The organism is Pseudonocardia wallangbongensis (genome assembly GCF_054486945.1).
On record NZ_JBRERS010000010.1, the window covers coordinates 46,212 to 63,751 of the forward strand.

Annotated in this window: 15 protein-coding genes; 9 read left to right on the forward strand and 6 right to left on the reverse strand. The window is 72.5% G+C overall.

All coding sequences use genetic code 11. The features are described from left to right. The first annotated feature begins 52 nt into the window (after nucleotides 1–52). Together ACU436_RS30235 and ACU436_RS30240 are read left to right on the forward strand one after the other, a co-directional pair. A complete protein-coding gene (locus ACU436_RS30235) occupies nucleotides 53–646 on the forward strand; it encodes an RNA polymerase sigma factor (protein ID WP_459030410.1) in 594 nt (197 codons plus the stop codon). Next, on the forward strand, nucleotides 637–1,218 hold the full coding sequence (locus ACU436_RS30240) for an Asp23/Gls24 family envelope stress response protein (protein WP_459030411.1): 582 nt from the start codon (nucleotides 637–639) through the stop codon (nucleotides 1,216–1,218). The genes ACU436_RS30235 and ACU436_RS30240 overlap by 10 nt, the downstream gene beginning before the upstream one ends. Nucleotides 1,219–1,242: 24 nt before the next feature. Here the strand turns inward: ACU436_RS30240 and ACU436_RS30245 are convergent, their stop codons facing one another. After that, entirely contained in the window at nucleotides 1,243–1,917 is a 675-nt protein-coding gene (locus tag ACU436_RS30245) for a (2Fe-2S)-binding protein (RefSeq protein ID WP_459030412.1), read from the reverse strand. 522 nt (nucleotides 1,918–2,439) lie between these two features. Here ACU436_RS30245 and gltB point away from each other — a divergent pair. Both gltB and ACU436_RS30255 read left to right on the forward strand, forming a co-directional pair. Beyond that, nucleotides 2,440–7,011 carry a glutamate synthase large subunit gene (gltB, locus tag ACU436_RS30250; RefSeq protein WP_459030673.1) on the forward strand — a complete coding sequence of 1,524 codons (4,572 nt, stop codon included), beginning with the start codon at nucleotides 2,440–2,442 and terminating at the stop codon, nucleotides 7,009–7,011. Further along, nucleotides 7,004–8,458, forward strand: coding sequence for a glutamate synthase subunit beta (locus tag ACU436_RS30255; protein ID WP_459030413.1), 1,455 nt, complete (start codon nucleotides 7,004–7,006; stop codon nucleotides 8,456–8,458). Before gltB ends, ACU436_RS30255 begins: the two co-directional genes overlap by 8 nt. 13 nt (nucleotides 8,459–8,471) lie before the next feature. Here the strand turns inward: ACU436_RS30255 and ACU436_RS30260 are convergent, their stop codons facing one another. Further along, nucleotides 8,472–9,887, reverse strand: a complete 1,416-nt coding sequence (locus tag ACU436_RS30260; RefSeq protein ID WP_459030414.1) for a hypothetical protein — start codon at nucleotides 9,885–9,887, stop codon at nucleotides 8,472–8,474. Nucleotides 9,888–9,973: 86 nt separating this feature from the next. Then, a complete protein-coding gene (locus ACU436_RS30265; protein WP_459030415.1) occupies nucleotides 9,974–10,750 on the reverse strand; it encodes a hypothetical protein in 777 nt (258 codons plus the stop codon). Nucleotides 10,751–11,140: 390 nt separating this feature from the next. On the opposite strand from ACU436_RS30265, the gene ACU436_RS30270 reads away from it, so the two are divergent. Beyond that, nucleotides 11,141–12,199, forward strand: a complete 1,059-nt coding sequence (locus ACU436_RS30270; protein ID WP_459030416.1) for an XRE family transcriptional regulator — start codon at nucleotides 11,141–11,143, stop codon at nucleotides 12,197–12,199. A gap of 152 nt (nucleotides 12,200–12,351) precedes the next feature. Further along, a complete protein-coding gene (locus ACU436_RS30275; RefSeq protein WP_459030417.1) occupies nucleotides 12,352–13,398 on the forward strand; it encodes a hypothetical protein in 1,047 nt (348 codons plus the stop codon). A 13-nt stretch (nucleotides 13,399–13,411) separates the two neighbouring features. Here ACU436_RS30275 and ACU436_RS30280 read toward each other — a convergent pair whose 3' ends face one another. Beyond that, entirely contained in the window at nucleotides 13,412–13,900 is a 489-nt protein-coding gene (locus ACU436_RS30280; protein WP_459030418.1) for a GNAT family N-acetyltransferase, read from the reverse strand. A gap of 103 nt (nucleotides 13,901–14,003) precedes the next feature. Next, nucleotides 14,004–15,158, reverse strand: a complete 1,155-nt coding sequence (locus ACU436_RS30285; protein ID WP_459030419.1) for an MFS transporter — start codon at nucleotides 15,156–15,158, stop codon at nucleotides 14,004–14,006. Between the two features lie 176 nt (nucleotides 15,159–15,334). Between ACU436_RS30285 and ACU436_RS30290 the strand changes: the two genes are divergently transcribed. Genes ACU436_RS30290 through ACU436_RS30300 form a run of 3 tightly spaced genes read left to right on the forward strand, consistent with a single transcriptional unit; the run spans nucleotide 15,335 to nucleotide 16,825 of the window. Further along, complete coding sequence (locus tag ACU436_RS30290; protein WP_459030420.1) at nucleotides 15,335–15,832, forward strand: hypothetical protein; 498 nt, start codon at nucleotides 15,335–15,337, stop codon at nucleotides 15,830–15,832. Nucleotides 15,833–15,844: 12 nt separating this feature from the next. Then, nucleotides 15,845–16,420 (forward strand): hypothetical protein, encoded by a 576-nt coding sequence (locus tag ACU436_RS30295; RefSeq protein ID WP_459030421.1) that lies wholly within the window; start codon nucleotides 15,845–15,847, stop codon nucleotides 16,418–16,420. A 3-nt stretch (nucleotides 16,421–16,423) separates the two neighbouring features. Continuing rightward, a complete protein-coding gene (locus tag ACU436_RS30300) occupies nucleotides 16,424–16,825 on the forward strand; it encodes a hypothetical protein (RefSeq protein ID WP_459030422.1) in 402 nt (133 codons plus the stop codon). Here the strand turns inward: ACU436_RS30300 and ACU436_RS30305 are convergent. Beyond that, on the reverse strand, nucleotides 16,815–17,450 hold the full coding sequence (locus ACU436_RS30305; protein WP_459030423.1) for a DedA family protein: 636 nt from the start codon (nucleotides 17,448–17,450) through the stop codon (nucleotides 16,815–16,817). The genes ACU436_RS30300 and ACU436_RS30305 overlap by 11 nt on opposite strands. Between the last annotated feature and the right edge of the window lie 90 nt (nucleotides 17,451–17,540).

A 17,540-nucleotide genomic window follows, 5' to 3' on the forward strand; every position in this document is an offset into this window, starting at 1 on the left:
TGCGGGCGTCGGCGACGGGGTGGTCCGTTGCGGCGGGCGTAGCGTGGCTCGCGTGGCGGCAAGCCAGGGGGCGGACCGGACCTCCGCGCCGGTGCCCCCTCCCGCGCCGGGCGCGGCCGGGCTGGACGAGGCCACGCTCGTGGTGCGGGCCCAGGAGGGCGACGTCCGGGCGTTCGAGCAGCTCGCCCGCCGGCACCAGGCCGCGCTCTACCGGCTGGCCGTGCGGGTGATGGGCGACCCCACCGAGGCGGAGGACGCGCTGCAGGAGGCGCTGCTCGACGCGTGGCGGCGGATCGAGCGCTTCCGGGGTGAGTCTGCGTTCACCACCTGGATGTACCGGGTGGTGACGAACCGCTGCCTCGCCATGCTGCGCCGGCGCAGGCCGGTGCCGGTCGACCGGGTCGCAGAGGTGGCCGCGCCCGACTCCCCCGAACGTGCGGCCGAGGTCGACGCCGGGATGGTCGCGTTGCGGCGGGAGCTGCGCTCGCTGCGCGCGGAGCTGCGCGTCTGCTGGGTGCTGCGGGAGCTGGAGGGCCTGGGGTACGCCGAGATCGCGCAGATCACGGGCGCGAGCGAGGATGCGGTGCGCGGGCGGATCCACCGCGCGCGGGTGCGGCTGGCGGAGGTGATGCGACCGTGGCGGTGAACCGCGATCCGGTCGATGCGCCCGTCACACCGCTCGCCTGCGGGCGCGATCCCGCCTTGCTGTGGGACCGCGCCGCCGGGGGCGCCCCCCTGGACGCGCACGAGCGGGCCTGCCCGCACTGCCGGGCCGCCTACGCCGATGCCCGGGGCCTCGACGCGGTCGTGCACCGGATGGCCGAGCAGCCGATCGAACCCCCGGGCGCGGTGCTGGACCGGGTGATGTCGGCCGTCGCCACGGACCTGCGCCCCCACGAGCTGCTGACGCTGCCGGCGCCGCACGGTCCCGCCCGGGTGAGCAGCACCGCGGCGGCCGCGGTGCTGCGCAGGGTGGTCGACGGGATGGGCGGCCTGCGGGCCCGCAGCTGCCGCATCGGCCAGCAGGGCATGCCCGGCGCCGCGCCGCACGCCGTCGAGGTCCGCATCTCGGTGGCCGCGCGGTTCGGGGTCGACCTCACCTCGGTCACCGCCCGGGTGCGGCAGATGGTGATCGCCGCGGGCGAGCAGGCCCTCGGGCTGCCCGTGCGGCGGGTGGACATCGACGTCGTCGACCTGTTCGGGGACGACGGGCCGTGACCGGCGACGGCGACCCGGGACCCGTCACGCCGGGCGCGCGGGCAGGACGCAGTCGTCGCAGAGGCCGCCACCGGGAACGCGGTAGTAGAGGCAGCAGCTGAGGCGCCGAAAGGTCCAGACCAGATCGGGGTCGCGCGGAGGGAGCAGTTCCCCCGCACCGGCGAACGAGCCGTGCGCCAGGACCGCCTCCGCCGTGGCGGCGGCCCGGTCGGCCAGCGCGGGCCGCTGCATCAGGAGCATGCGCTTGGCGGCCGCCACCGTGGACGCCGCGTTGCCCCACAGCAGCCGTTCGGACACCGGGACCTGCTCGCGCACGGCGGCGACCAGCGGCGTGAGCAGCCCGTCGAGCAACCCCGGGAGCCGGTCGGCCACGACGAGCGCGGAGGCCCCGGTGCGCGGCGCCCAACCGCCGTCCTCGGCGCGCTGCCAGCCGACGGTGGCCGGGTTCAGCGCGGGTACCGCGCCGTGCAGCACCGCCGCGGCGTAGGGCGCGGAGACCAGCCGAGCCGCGAACCCCTGGAACGCGAGCGACGCCGCCACCCGCTCCTCGCACGCCAGCGCCCCGCCGACGTGCGCGATCCGGTCCCGCACCGGCTCCGGGTCGGCCAGGGGTCGCTCACCGGGCGCGGCGGGGCCGGCGCCGAACGCGAAGAACGGGCCGACGCCGGCGACATCGGCCAGCAGCGAGCGCGCGTCCACACCCGAGAGTGTGGTCCGATCACGCCGCGCGCACGACCGCTCACGGGGCGAGTAGGGTGGGCGCCGCTGCGCGGTCACACCGACGGAACCGGCCGGACACTTTACAGGGAGCGCGGTCGATCTCGCGCGTTCAGGGCCGGTCATGGTGGTCACTGCGGCTCTAAGTGGCGAATCGCCGCTCCGACGTGCGACATTATCTCGGCGAACCGCACCCGCTGACGCGTGCGCGCTCGCATCGTGCGCGAAACCGGCCGGCGTCACACAACGGCGTGAGGTCGTCGTACCGGTGTCCGAGGCCCACCACGTCCGGACGCACGGTGCTGCGTGCTGCGCCCATAGAACACGCCAGACCCAGCGGAGCGGAACGGGGGTCCTCCCCCTTCCCAGGACGTCGACCCCCACCACACACTCGTCCGACCGTCGTCCCGGTGCTGGTGTCGGGGGTGGACCGAGCCGACAACCGACGACCAACTGGAGGCACTCTTGGCTGCGATCTCAGCGGGTACCTCGTCTGCGACTCCACTGAGGGCTGCGCGCTCGCTTCGCAGCGCGCACACCCCTCAGACAAACGTCGGGCTCTACGCCCCGGAGTTCGAGCACGACGCCTGCGGCGTCGCCTTCGTCGCCGACCTCGCCGGTCGCCGCGGCCACGGCATCGTCCGCAAGGCGCTCACGGCGCTGTTGCGGATGGAGCATCGCGGTGCGCGGGGTGCGGAGGTCAACACCGGGGACGGCGCGGGCATCCTGATCCAGGTGCCCGACGACTTCTTCCGGGCCGTCGTGGGGTTCCCGCTGCCCGCAGGGGGCGCCTACGCCGTCGGCACGGCGTTCCTGCCCGTCGACCGGGCCGACGCCGACGCCGCCGTGGCCGAGATCGAGAAGCTCGCCGCCGAGGAAGAGCTGCAGGTGCTGGGCTGGCGCGAGCTGCCCGTCGACCCCGACGCCGCCGACCTGGGCCCGATGGCCCGCGACGCCATGCCGAGCTTCCGCCAGCTGTTCGTCGCCGGTCTGGCCGGGGAGAGCGGCCTCGAGCTGGAGCGCCGCACGTTCTGCCTGCGCAAGCGCGCGGAGCACACCACGGGCGCGTACTTCCCGAGCCTGTCGCCGCGCACCATCGTGTACAAGGGCATGCTCGCCGAGCCGCAGGTCGAGGCGTTCTACCCGGACCTGTCCGACGAGCGCGTCACGAGCGCGCTCGCCGTGGTGCACTCGCGGTTCTCCACCAACACCTTCCCGGCGTGGCCGCTCGCCCACCCGTACCGGTACGTGGCCCACAACGGCGAGATCAACACGCTGCGCGGCAACCGCAACTGGATGGCCTCGCGCGAGGCCCTGCTGGAGTCCGACGTCATCCCCGGTGACCTCGCGCGCCTCTCCCCGATCGTCACCCCGGACGCGAGCGACTCCGCCACGTTCGACGAGGTGCTCGAACTGCTGCACCTGGGCGGGCGGAGCCTGCCGCACGCCGTCCTCATGATGATCCCGGAGGCGTGGGAGAACCACGACGAGATGGACCCGGCCAACCGGGCCTTCTACGAGTTCCACTCCACGCTGATGGAACCCTGGGACGGGCCGGCGCTCGTCGCGTTCACCGACGGCACCCAGATCGGCGCGGTGCTCGACCGCAACGGCCTGCGTCCGGCGCGGTACTGGATCACCGAGGACGGCACGGTCGTGCTCGCGTCCGAGGTGGGTGTGCTGGACGTCGAGCCGTCGGCAGTGGTGCGGAAGGGCAGGCTCGAGCCCGGCCGCATGTTCCTCGTCGACACGGCGGAGGGCCGGATCCTCGACGACGCCGAGATCAAGGGCGCGCTCGCGGCCGAGCACCCGTACGCGGAATGGCTGCACGCGGGGCTCATCCACCTGGAGGAGCTGCCGCCGCGCGAGCGCGAGATCTACGACCACGCCGCGATCACCCACCGGCAGCAGTCGTTCGGCTACACCGAGGAGGAGCTGGGCGTCCTCCTCAAGCCGATGGCCACCACCGGCGCCGAGCCCATCGGCTCGATGGGCAACGACGCGCCGCTCGCCCCGTTCTCGGCCCGCCCGCGGCAGCTGTTCGACTACTTCACCCAGCTGTTCGCGCAGGTCACGAACCCGCCGCTGGACGCGATCCGCGAGGAGCTCGTCACCTCGCTGCAGAGCCTGCTCGGCCCGGAGCAGAACCTGCTCGACGCCACGCCGGCGAACTGCAGGACGGTCGTCGTGCCGTTCCCGGTGCTCGGCAACGACGACCTCGCCAAGATCATCCACATCAACGACGACGGCGAGCTGCCCGGCTTCGCCTGCGTCACGGCCAAGGGCGTCTTCAAGGCCGCCGACGGCGGCGCGGGGCTCTCGCGCCGGCTCGAGGAGATCTGCACCGAGGTCTCCGAGGCCATCGAGGACGGCGCGCGGCTGATCGTGCTGTCCAACCGCGGTGTGACCAAGGACTTCGCGCCGATCCCGTCGCTGCTGCTCACCGGCGCCGTGCACCACCACCTGGTGCGGGAGAAGACCCGCAGCCGGGTGGGGCTCATCGTCGAGGCGGGCGACGCGCGCGAGGTGCACCACATCGCGCTCCTGCTCGGCTACGGGGCGGCCGCGGTCAACCCGTACCTGGCGATGGCCACCGCCGAGGACCTCGCCGCGCGCGGCGACGTCCCCGGCGTCACGCCGGAGCAGGCGGCCCTCAACCTGGTGAAGGCGCTCGGCAAGGGCGTCCGCAAGACGATGTCGAAGATCGGCGTCTCGACGGTCGCCTCCTACACGGGCGCGCAGATCTTCGAGGCGATCGGGCTCGGGTCCGACGTCATCGACTCCTGCTTCGCCGGCACCACGTCGCGCCTCGGCGGCGTCGGGTTCGACGAACTCGCGGAGGAGGTGCTGATCCTGCACCGCCGCGCGTTCCCGGCCGACGAGGTCCGCCCCAACCACCGCACGCTCGCGGTGGGCGGCGAGTACCAGTGGCGCCGCGAGGGCGAGCTGCACCTGTTCAACCCGCAGACGGTGTTCAAGCTGCAGCACTCCACGCGCCAGGGCCGCTACGACACCTTCAAGGAGTACACGCGCGCCGTCGACGACCAGGCGCAGCGGCTGATGACGCTGCGCGGGCTCTTCCGGTTCAAGGAGGGTGTGCGGCCGCCGGTCCCGATCGACGAGGTCGAGCCGGTCGAGGAGATCGTGAAGCGGTTCGCCACCGGGGCCATCTCCTACGGCTCGATCTCCAAGGAGATGCACGAGACCCTCGCCATCGCGATGAACCGCCTCGGCGGCAAGTCCAACACCGGCGAGGGCGGCGAGGACGCCGACCGCTTCACCCTCGACGAGAACGGCGACTCCCGGCGCAGCGCGATCAAGCAGGTCGCGTCCGGCCGGTTCGGCGTCACCAGCGAGTACCTGGTCAACGCGGACGACCTGCAGATCAAGATCTCGCAGGGCGCCAAGCCGGGTGAGGGCGGCCAGCTGCCCGGGGCGAAGGTCTACCCGTGGATCGCGAAGACCCGGTACTCCACGCCGGGCGTCGGGCTGATCTCGCCGCCCCCGCACCACGACATCTACTCGATCGAGGACATCAAGCAGCTCATCCACGACCTCAAGAACTCCAACCCGACCGCGCGCATCCACGTGAAGCTGGTGAGCCAGGTCGGTGTCGGCACGGTCGCGGCGGGCGTCGCGAAGGCCTACTCCGACGTCGTGCTGATCTCGGGCCACGACGGCGGCACCGGCGCCTCGCCGCTGTCGTCGATCAAGCACGCGGGTGGGCCGTGGGAGCTGGGGCTCGCCGAGACCCAGCAGACGCTGCTGCGCAACGGCCTGCGCGACCGGATCGTCGTGCAGACCGACGGGCAGCTCAAGACCGGTCGCGACGTCGTCATCGCGGCGCTGCTCGGGGCCGAGGAGTTCGGCTTCGCCACCGCACCGCTGGTGGTGTCGGGCTGCATCATGATGCGGGTCTGCCACCTCGACACGTGTCCGGTCGGCGTCGCCACGCAGAACCCGGAGCTGCGCAAGCGGTTCGACGGGCGGCCGGAGTACGTCGTCAACTTCATGCGGTTCGTCGCGGAGGAGGTGCGCGAGTACCTCGCCCAGCTCGGCTTCCGCTCGATCGCCGAGGCCGTCGGGCACGCCGAGGCGCTCGACACCGACGACGCCGTGCGGCACTGGAAGACCGAGGGGCTCGACCTCACCCCGATCTTCCACATGCCGCCGCTGCCGCCGGGCACGCCGCGGCACCGGACGAAGCCGCAGGACCACGGCCTGGAGAAGGCGCTCGACAACACGCTGATCCAGCTGTGCGAGGGCGCGCTGTCGTCCGGCGACAAGGTCCGCCTCGACCTCCCGGTGCGCAACGTCAACCGCACGGTCGGCACGATGCTCGGCTACGAGCTCACCCGGCGCTGGGGCGGCGAGGGCCTCCCCGACGACACGATCGACGTCACGCTCTCCGGCTCGGCCGGCCAGAGCTTCGGCGCGTTCGTGCCCCAGGGCATCACGCTACGGCTCGTCGGCGACAGCAACGACTACTTCGGCAAGGGACTCTCGGGCGGGCGGCTCACGCTGCGCCCCGACCCGTCGGCCCCGTTCGCGGCCGAGGAGAACGTCATCGCCGGCAACGTCATCGGCTACGGCGCCACCTCGGGTGAGATGTTCATCCGCGGCGTCGTCGGCGAGCGGTTCTGCGTGCGCAACTCGGGCGCGCTCGCCGTCGTCGAGGGCGTGGGCGACCACGGCTGCGAGTACATGACGGGCGGGCGCGTGGTCGTGCTCGGCTCGGTGGGCCGCAACTTCGCCGCGGGCATGTCGGGCGGTGTCGCGTACGTCATCGACATGACAACCGACCCTCTTTTGGGCAGCCGAGTAAACGGCGAGATGGTGGACATCGACCCGCTCGACGACGACGACCGCGCCTTCCTGCGCGACACCGTCGAACGCCATCACGCCGAGACCGGCTCGGTGGTCGCGCGAGCACTGCTGACCGACTGGGACGACGCCGTCGAACGGTTCGGCAAGGTCATGCCCAAGGACTACAAGCGGGTGCTGGACGCCCGCGCCGCGGCCGAGCGCGACGGCCGCGACATCGACCAAGCAATCATGGAGGCCGCGCATGGCTGACCCGAAGGGCTTCCTGAAGGTCCCCCGCGAGACCCCGACCCGCCGCCCCGTCCCGCTGCGGCTGATGGACTGGCGGGAGGTCTACGAGGAGTTCCCGGACGGCAGGCTCGAGCAGCAGGCCAGCCGCTGCATGGACTGCGGCATCCCGTTCTGCCACCAGGGCTGCCCGCTCGGGAACCTCATCCCCGAGTGGAACACCCTCGTCTACCGCGGCGACTGGCGCGAGGCGATCGAGCGGCTGCACGCCACCAACAACTTCCCGGAGTTCACCGGGACGCTGTGCCCCGCCCCGTGCGAGGCGGCGTGCGTGCTCGGGATCAACAGCGACGCGGTCACGATCAAGCAGGTCGAGCTGCAGATCATCGACCACGCGTTCGAGCAGGGCTGGGTCGCGCCGCAGCCGCCGGTGACGAAGACCGGCAAGACGGTGGCCGTGGTGGGATCCGGGCCCTCGGGGCTCGCCGCGGCGCAGCAGCTCACCCGCGTCGGGCACGACGTCGTCGTGTACGAGCGGGCCGACCGGATCGGCGGCCTGCTGCGCTACGGCATCCCCGAGTTCAAGATGGAGAAGAGCCGCCTCGACCGGCGGCTTTCGCAGATGCGCGCGGAGGGCACCCACTTCCGCGCCTCGGTGGACGTCGGCACCGACGTCACCGCCGACCGGCTGCGGGAGGACTACGACGCCGTCGTGCTCGCAGGCGGGGCCACCGCGTGGCGCGACCTGCCCGCCAAGGGCCGCGAGGCCGAGGGCGTGTACCAGGCGATGGAGTACCTGCCGTGGGCCAACCACGTGCAGCAGGGCGACATCGACGCCCCCGCGATCACCGCCGCGGGCAAGCACGTGGTGATCATCGGGGGCGGCGACACCGGCGCCGACTGCCTGGGCACCGCCCACCGGCAGGGCGCGGCGTCGATCACGCAGCTGGAGATCATGCCGACGCCGCCGGAGAAGCGGACCGAAGGCATGCCGTGGCCGACCTACCCGATGGTCTACCGGGTGTCCTCGGCCCACGAGGAGGGCGGCGAGCGGCTGTTCTCGGTGAACACCACCGAGTTCGTGGCCGACGAGGACGGCAAGCTGGCCGCCCTGCGGCTGGTGGAGGTCACCCGCGACGAGACCGGTCGTTTCGTGCCGGTCGAGGGCACGGAGAAGGAGATCCCCGCCCAGCTCGTGCTCCTGGCCATGGGCTTCGTCGGCCCCGAGAAGGGCAAGCTGCTCGCCGACCTCGGCGTGGAGCTGGACCAGCGCGGCAACGTCGCCCGCGACGCCGACTACATGACCAGCGTCGAGGGCGTGTTCTCCGCGGGCGACATGGGCCGGGGCCAGAGCCTGGTCGTCTGGGCGATCGCGGAGGGCCGCGCGGCCGCGGCGGGGGTGGACGCGTACCTGACGGGTCGCGACGTCCTGCCGAAGCCCATCGCGCCGACGGATCGCCCCATCACCTGAGCCGCTCGGACCGCTACTCGGGGGAGGCGCCCGGCTCGCGGTGAGCGGCGGCGATCTCCGCCATCAGCAACCGAGCGCTCCCGCCGGTGGTCGCCGGCGGGCCGCCGACGCCGCGCAGCCGGCGGAGGAGTCGCGTCTCGCCCACGTCGGCGAGTTCGTTCAGGTCGACGGCGGACGGGCCGCCCGCGAACACCGGATCGCCGGCCGCACCGCCGTGCGGGTGGAGCCGGGCGGCGAGGTCGCGCAGCCGGCGAGCGGGTTCGGTCACCGCGACGGGCAGGTGCGCCAGTGCCGCGAGCCGCCGCCACTCCGCGAGGAACACGACGGCACGGCGCGCCTCCTGCAGCCCGCGGTCGTTGTCGGTGGCTGCCGCCGGGACGCCGCTCAGCGCGTCGAAGACGTCGGCCCGCACGTCCGAGGCGCTCAGGCCACAGAGCGGAACCGTCGCCTCGAAGTGGCGCCCGGCCCGGTCGAGCAGGGCGTGACCCCGCGGGGTGGCGGATCGCCTCTCGACGAGCCGCACCACCAGCCGGGAGCGGGTGTCGGGATCCACGGCCGGCCCGAACGCCGGTGCCCTGACCACCACCGCATCACCGTCCGCGCGGTCGGGGATCCGCACCTCGAGCTCGGCGGCGGCCGGGTCGGCGGCCAGCGCGAAGACCCGCGCGGGCACCTGCCGAGGGTCGATGACGCTCGTCCGTTGCGGGTGTGTGTGGGGCGGCGCCCACGGGGTGGCTTCCGGGCACCGAGCACCGGACGCCTTGCGACCCGCCTCCTCGATCCGGGACGAGAAGCGGCGCCAGGCACGGATGACCGCGGTCAGCTCGCGGTCCGGCCCCGCGACCTCGCCGCGCAGGTCCTTGTACCCGTCCACCAGACGGCAGCAGGCCAGCACGAGTCCACCGGGGATCGGCTCGGACCGTCGCGCGAGCCCGCGCAGGAACGTCGCGAACCCGTTCGACGCCCGACGGGCGAGCTGCAACGCATCGCCGACGAGCAGCGCGCGTGCCTGCCCCGGCGGCAACGTCCGCGCCGCGCTCCCGCGGCTGACGCCCCGTTCCGCATCGACGAGCGACTGGTCCAGCGGAGCCTGCAGCCAGCGGTCCAGCGCGTCGACGAAGGCGATCCGCAGCCAGGGAGCGGCGCTCACGGGATCGACCGCGAAGCCACGCCGCCCGCCGGCGCGGACACGGTCGGCGGCGCCCGCGCCGATCAGGCACCGCAACAGCGGTCCGTCCACATCGGTCACCCCGGGCAACGACACGGATTGCCACCGGTCCGGCGTCATGAGGTCCACGGACACGTGCACACCGGCCGCGAGGTGCACGTCGTACGCCAGGGTGCACGGACCGGACGAGGACTGCGGGATCAGCTGCACGGCATGGCCGGCGCGGGCGTCACCGGCCGATCGCGCAACCGAGACCATCATCGAATCGCCTCACCATCGCAGTCCGAGACGCCGACGTCCGGGACGCAACTCCCTCCCGCGTCCCGGCATCATCGCACCTGGGCGCGCTAACTCCAACAGGCGGAGTCGGCACGCCACCGGCGGGCGTGCTCCCACGCCCGCAGCTGCCCGAGGCGCACTTTCATGCCGGACGCGTCGGCGGTCCCGCACCACCGCGCCGGTGCGGGGCGGTCCGCGAGCCGGTCGAACGCCTCCGCGCACAACCCGCGATACGCGCCGATGTCGATCCACACCGACTTGCTGAGGGCGCCCACGGTCGGATCCGCGAACTGGCGGAGCCGGGTGCTGCGGAGGCAGAGCACGGAGCGCTCGCGGCCCACGGACGTGCCGTCGTCCCATGCCGCGGCACCTGGCGGGAGCTGCGCGAAGACGAACGGGTCGAACTCGACCCAGCACAGGTGTTCGATGCACCCCTCGACGAGCTCGTCCCGAGCTCTCTGCAGACCAGGAGCGAACCTTTTCCGCAGGTCGGTCAGCTCGAACTGCTCACGCCAGACGAGCCGGGTGATCCGGCGCGCCAGCTCTTCGTCGACGGATGCGCCCCGCCGCGCGGGTCGGAGCGCAGCGCGCGCGACGTCCCCGGGAGACGTGGGTTGTCGCCGCGCCACCGGCAGGAGATCGGCGGCCTTGCCGAGATGGTCCCACGCCTCCTGCACCCGCCCCTGCGCCTGCCGCTGCATGCTCAGCGCCACCACCCGGAGCACCACGGCCCACAGGACGAGCTCTCTCGGGCCTGCGCCCGTTCCTGCCGGGCGTTCGGCGCCCGGCCGGAGGATCGCACGCCAGTGGCCCAGCTCCAGGGTGTCGGTCATGGTCTGCAGCACCCGCTGCAACTCCTCGACCGCCCTGCCGGCACACACGTCGCCTACCCGTCGGCCACACGACCGATGAACGACAGAACGTCGGCGGCGTGCCCCACGCAGCTCCGCTGCCCGCCGATCATGATCAGAACACCTTGGGGACTTGCTACGCGCGCGACCACGGATCACCGCCCGTTGCGTGTCTACTCAACTTGGGTAAACTTAGGTGAATATCTACATGAGTTCAGATCGTTATACTAGAGACCGGGCCAGCTTAGAGCAACCTGGAGCCCGTTAAGGTGGAATTTGATGGGGTTGCGGTAAACCCGAGGCAAGACCTCGGTACAGTCCCCCGGAGGTAGTGCGGCCACGAGCCCGCCGGCGGGCGTCATCGATCTTGCGAGGAGGTGACCGATGGCGTTGAAACCCGACCAGGCCGTTCAGCTGGCGCGCAGGCTCAAGGCGCTGCGTAGCGCCCACTGGCCCGACGTGGACCTGACGCAAGCGGAGCTGGCCACCGCGTTCAGCACGGAGAGCAAGGTCGCCCCGGCGACGATCAGCACCTGGGAGTCGACCGGCAGCCCCAAGACGCCGACGGCCGCACGGCTGGGTGCATACGCGCGCTTCTTCGCGACGAGGCGCTCGCTGGAGGGCGGCCCACACCTCGTCCCGGACAGCGAGCTCGCCGAGGACGAGCAGGAGCGGTTCGAAGCGCTCGAGGAGGAACTGCTCGGCCTCCTGCACGCCAAGGACACCCCGCGGCGCAGCACGTTCTCGTTCGAGGCGGGCCCGGTGACCCTCATCTGCCCCGAATCCCCGTCCGGCACGAAGGATCCGCTGGCCCGGTGGACCGACCCCAACTTCACCAAACTGCTCCAGTACGCGGACCTCGACGCGCTGGTCGAGATCCACGGGCACCTGCGCGCGTTCAACCCCACGTTGGAGGTCTTCCACCGGATCACCACCGACGTCCGCTCGGATGACCTCTCGAGCCACGTCATCCTCCTGGGCGGGATCGCCTGGAACAACGTCACGAGGCGGTTCCAGCAGGCACTCGAGCAGGTCCCGGTCACCCAGGTCGAGGATCCGGAGATCGAGACCGGGGAGATCTTCACCGTGGACGGCCGGCGGTTCCTCCCGTCCTGGGAGGATGCCGTGGGCGACAAGGCGCGAGGACCGCTGACCGAAGACGTCGCATTCCTGGTCCGCATGCCGAACCCGTTCAACAGCACGCGCACCCTCACCATCTGCAACGGGATCCACAGTCGCGGTGTGCTCGGCGCGGTTCGCTGCCTGACCGACGCCCGGGTGCGGGACGCCAACGAGGAGTTCCTCGCCGGACGGTTCCCGGACGGACAGTTCGCGCTGTTGCTGCGCGTGCCGGTGGTCGGCGGCGAGGCGCTGTCACCCGACCTGAAGAACGACAACGCCCGCCTGTACGAGTGGGCGCCCACGGAGGGCAGAGGCGAATGAGGCAACCAGGGACGGCGCAGCGGCGCGGCAGAGCCGTCGGCAAGGGTGCGTCGCCTCGGCACCTGTCCTCGCACAGGAACCTGCTGCACGACGTCTCGGCATCTCCGGCACCGTCGGGCGGATCTCGCCGTGGCCGCCCCGATGCGATCATCGTGCCCGCCACGCGCCCGGCGTCCGGGTTGACCGGGCTCATCGAGCTGGCCGCCGACCTGGGGAGCCAGCTCGTCGTGCTGTGCAGCCGGCAGACCACCATCGACCGGGTGGCCGAGCGGGTGAGCAAGGTCAACGGCGCCCGCGCCCTCGCCGTGCAGATCGACGACGGATGCCTGCCGGAGCTCGATTTCAAGACCTCATCCGACGAGTTCGCCGTGGCGAACGGCGGGCGAACGAGCGATCTGAGCCTCAAACGCAACTTCGGCCTGCTGCTGGCCCGGCTCCGCGGCTGGCGCAAGATCATCTTCGTCGACGACGACATCACGCTCCGCAGGACGGACCTCGCCCGGGTCACCGACCAGCTCGACCACCACGAGTTCGCCGGGATGAGTTGTCCGGCTTATCCGGACAACTCGGTCTTCTGCCACGCCCGCCGCCTCGCGAAGCTGCGCCAGGACATCTTCGTGAGTGGTGGGGTGCTGGGGGTGAACGGCAACGACCTGCTGTTGCCGTTCTTCCCGGACGTCTACAACGAGGACTGGTTCTTCTTCGGTGGGGCCGCCGCCCGGCGGAGCCTGGCGAAAGCGGGAGATGCCCGGCAGAAGCCGTACGACCCCTTCGCCGACGCGGCGCGGGCCCGTGGTGAGGAGTTCGGCGACCTCCTCGCCGAGGGCCTCTACGCCCTCATGGAGCGCCTCGGCACGGTGAGCGCGCTCCACGAGGTCATCAGCTGCGCGAACGAGAGCTACTGGTCGAGCTACATCGACGGCCGGCGGGAGGACCTGCGGGACCTGCAGAAGCGGTTGGGTGGCTTCACCGACTCGCTCAGCTGCAGCCCCCACGTGGCGGACGCCATGAGGTCCTTGGACGCCGCCGACCGCCTGTACACGAACGCGATCAGCGCCGAGCGCTGCGTGCAGTTCCTCGATGCGTGGCGGGACGACATCGCGGCGTGGGAGAAGACCTGCATCGACCTCGGCAGCTTCGGCACCACGCACGATTCCATGGACTGGCTGGGCGCCACGACCTGGGCGCAGGTGAGGTGACCTGCGGCCCGGCTCAGATGTCGAGTCGCAGGCGTCGCTCGAACCGCGGCCCGGCCGGGTCGATCGGCTGCCGCTCCCCCGTCGGCACGAACCCCAGCCGGGCGTACGCCTGCCACGCGGCGACGTTGTCCTCCAGCACCCAGAGCATCAAGTGGGTGAGCCCGGCCCGGCGCCCGAGGTCGGCCATGGTGTTGACGAGGATCCGGGACACCCCGCGGCGGCGGTGGGTGGGCGCGACCCACATGGACTCGACGTGATGGGCCTCCGGTGGCCGACCACCGACCAGCCCGACGAGCCCGACCACGTCGAACCGATCGACCGCCACCGCCCAGGCCGCGTCGTCGAACCGCTCCCGCCACTCGCGCTCGCTCCACCGCGACTCGGACCGGTAGCGCGCGATGTAGGCGTGTGGCGAGTCGCCGAGCGCTCGTAACCGGGTCTCCCGAAGCACCAGCCAGTCGGCCCGCGTGAGCACGCGGGTGACGAGTACCGCGTTGGTCATGGGCCCCCACCCGGTACGTCCACCCACACCATCGACGGCGGACCCCCTCCACGTCCCCACCCACGATCCATGACTCGGGACCGGATTGCGAGTTCTGGCGAGGTCAGCGGGGCAGCGTCTCCGGGGCGAAGAGCCAGCTCACGAACGAGACCGCCACGATCACCGCCGTCACGGCGAACGCGGCGGGGTAGCCGCCGGTCTCGGCGACCACGCCGGCGAGCACCGGGCCCGCGACGGCACCGACATCGCCGACCATCTGGAAACCGGCCAGCGTCGTCCCGCCGTCGACGTGGCGGCCCTTCGCCGCGATCACATCCCCGACCGACGCGTTCACCGGCGGGCTCATCAGCCCGGTGCCCGCGCCGGACAGGAGGGACGCGGACAGCAGTCCGATGAGCGTGGTGCTGAAGCCCAGCCAGACCGACGTCACCGCGACGATCGCCGACCCGATCAGGATGGGCGGCCGGCGGCCCCGCCGATCCGCCATCGTTCCGCCGATCAGCAACGTGGCCGCGGTGCCGGCGGCGAACGCGGACAGGGCCGGTCCGGCCCAGCTGCTCGGCTGTCCCAACACCTCGACGACGAACAGCGGCACGAGCGCGATCCGCACCCCGTAGACCGTCCAGCCGTTGACGAAGTTCGCCGCCAGCGCGGCGCGGAAGGCCGGGTGGCGGAGCGCGGCCGTGAAGGTCAGGGACTCGGGACCGGCCCGCTCCGGCGCGGGAGGCGCCGCGACGCGCCCACGCAACAGCAGACCGGTCACGACGAGGGTTCCGAACAGCGCACCGGCATAGATCAGGAATGGCGCGCGCAGGCTCACCGCGACGAGCGCTCCACCCACCACGGGCCCGGCGATGTTCCCGAGCAGGAATCCGGTCGCCCACGCTCCCGACGCCCGGCCCCGCATCTCCGGTGGCGAGATCCTGATCAGCATCGAGGCCGCCGACACGGTGAACATCGTCGAGCCGACACCGCCGATCGCCCGGAAGACCAGCAGCTGCCCGTAGCCGGCGGCGAACGCGCATGCCGCGCTGGACGCGCCCACGATCAACAGCCCGCAGCAGAACACCGGCAGCACCCCGGCCCGCGCCAGCATCCGCCCGCTGATCGGCGCGAACGCGAGCCGGAACACGGCGAACGCGCTCACCACGGCGGACGCGGCGGTGACGCCGACGTCGAACGTCCGGGCGAACACCGGCAGCGCGGGCGCGACGATCCCGTAGCCGATCGCGATCACGAATGCGGCGCAGACGAGCACGCGGACGTCGCGGGGCAGCCGCCTGTTCGGCCGTTGAACGCCGGCGTTCAGCGCTGCCGCCTCACTTCCATGCCGTCGCACAAGGTGTCGTGGTGCCCCCGCGGGACCATCCGCCCACCACCGCGGCAACCTGCCTCAGCCTGGATCGGAACGCGGAATCGGACCCAGGAGGTGCGATGAACAGCCTGTCGCTCGACCGCGAACGTCTCAAGCCCGACCTGCCGCCGCTCGACCACCTGCCCGGACGCGAACCGGACGCCCTGGGCGCGTTCGCGGCGCGGACGACTCCGTGGGGCCGGGTCCAGGTGCCCCTGAGCGTTCCGGTCACCTGCGCCCTCTGGGTCGTCCTCGTCGCGACCGGGGCGCTGAGCGCCTGGCTGATCGCCGTGCTCACCGGCGGCGCGCCCTGCAGCGGCCTCGTCTGCTCCGTCGCCACCCTCGGCAACCCCGGTCTCCTGCTGGTCCTCTCCGGTTCCTGCGCCACGACCCTGCTGGTCGCGGCCACGATCACCCGCTGGCTGACGCGCGCCGGCGCCCCGGAGCTCGCCGCGGTCGTCGTCGCTGCCGTCGCCGGAACCGCGTCGCTGCTCGGGGTCGTGGCCGTGCTCGTCCTCGCCGCGGGGGTGATCGGGCTGGTCGTCTTCGTGCTGGCCCTGGTCGCCGACCGATTCTGAGATGGAGAACCCGTGCTCGCACCCGACATCCGGCCCGCCGCCTCGTGCGGCGAGCTCACGCAGCTCGCAGGCAGCGTCCGCCGGAACTGGCCGCACCTGCCCGCTCCCATCGCACTCGAGTGGAGTGACCTCCCGGTCGTCGCCATGGACCGGGGCACCCCCTGGCTCTACGGACCGGCCGACCGCGACCCGCTGATGGGCGCGGGTGGGCCGGCGGCGCTCCCTCGCGGGCAGCGCCGGCGGCTCGAGGAGGTCGCCGCCTCGGGGCCGCGCTTCCAGGCGGTGGCGATCGCCCACGAGCTGGACCCCGACGGACCCGCACGTTCGCTGCTGCCGTTGCTGCGGAACGGCCCTCGGACGTGCACGGACGAGGTCGCGCGGGAGCTGGTCGGTCCGGCGCCCGCACACCCGGGGGTGGTGCGGGCCGCCGGGCTGCTCGACTCGCTGTGCAGTGGTGCCGCGCCGGCCGCCGCCGCTCGCGCTCTCGACGCGCTGCTCGACCCCATCGTGTTCGGTGTCCTCGCGACCGCACCGCTCGTCCGCGGAACGCCGAGCCTGTGGTTCCCGATCGCGGTCTGGCGGTGGTGAGCGATGCTCCAGCGATCCGCCGAGTCGCGGTCCACGCAGCAGGTACCGCTGCCGATCCGCGCCCGCCGGCTGCTCTGGGTGGTCGCGACGCTGGACGTCATGGCCGCGTCGTGGATGATCGCCGCAGGCGACTGGCTGGACCGCTACTCGCGGGTGACCTCGGTCGTCACCCTCGGCGGCCACCACGTCGTCGTGCTAGGGCTGGCGCTGGCCGGCTTCGCGATCCTCGCGGTGCTGGCTCCGTTGACGAACGGGTTCGCCATGGCGAACGGCGTCCACCTCGTCGCGCTGTCGATCGCCGGTGTCGCCTCGGTGGCGGCGTTCGCGGGCATGCTCTCCGTGGCCGCCCTCGTCGCGGGCGTCGCGGGGTTGATCTCGGTCATCGGGCGGGCGCTCATCCGTTGACCCGCTCGTACGAACGGCACTCTCGTCCCGCTCTATCGGACGAGCGTGCCGTTCGTGCAGCGGGGCGGCGGCGGAGGCGCTCCACCAGCGCGAAGGCGCCTCCTGTCAGCGCGCCCATGGCGATGCCGGCCACCAGTCCGCGCAGCGGATCGCCCCCGGTGATCGGGCCCAGCAGCAGGCCGACCGCCATCATGTAGCCGGACCACAGCGCGGAGCTGGCGAGCGAGCAGGGCAGGAACCGGCGCGGCGCCAGGCCGTAGCGGCCGGCGGCCGTCGTGCTCACCAGCCGGCCGGCCGGCACGAACCGCGCTCCGACGATCGTGACGGCGGGCCGGCGCGCGATGTTGCGCTGCACCCAGCTCGCGATGCCGCTGCTCCCCGGGCGGGCGAGGCGGCGCGAGGTGCGCCCGAGCATGAAGAGCAGGTGGTCGCCCGCCACCGATCCCGCGAACGCGGCGGCGAGGAGCCCGAGCGCCAGCGGCACGTCGTGCCGGCCGATCGCGACCGCGGACGCCGTCATCAACAGTGGCTCGCTCGGCACCACCGGGAACGGCCCGTCCAGCGTCACGAGCAGCGCCAGCGCCGGCAGCAACCATGCGCTGTGCAGCAGCAGTGCGACGTCCATCCCGCCCCCTCGATCAGGTTCGAGGGTGGTCGGCGGGGGCCGTTGGATCAGTAGCGCAGACACCCCGATCGCACCGGGGGTTGTCCCCAC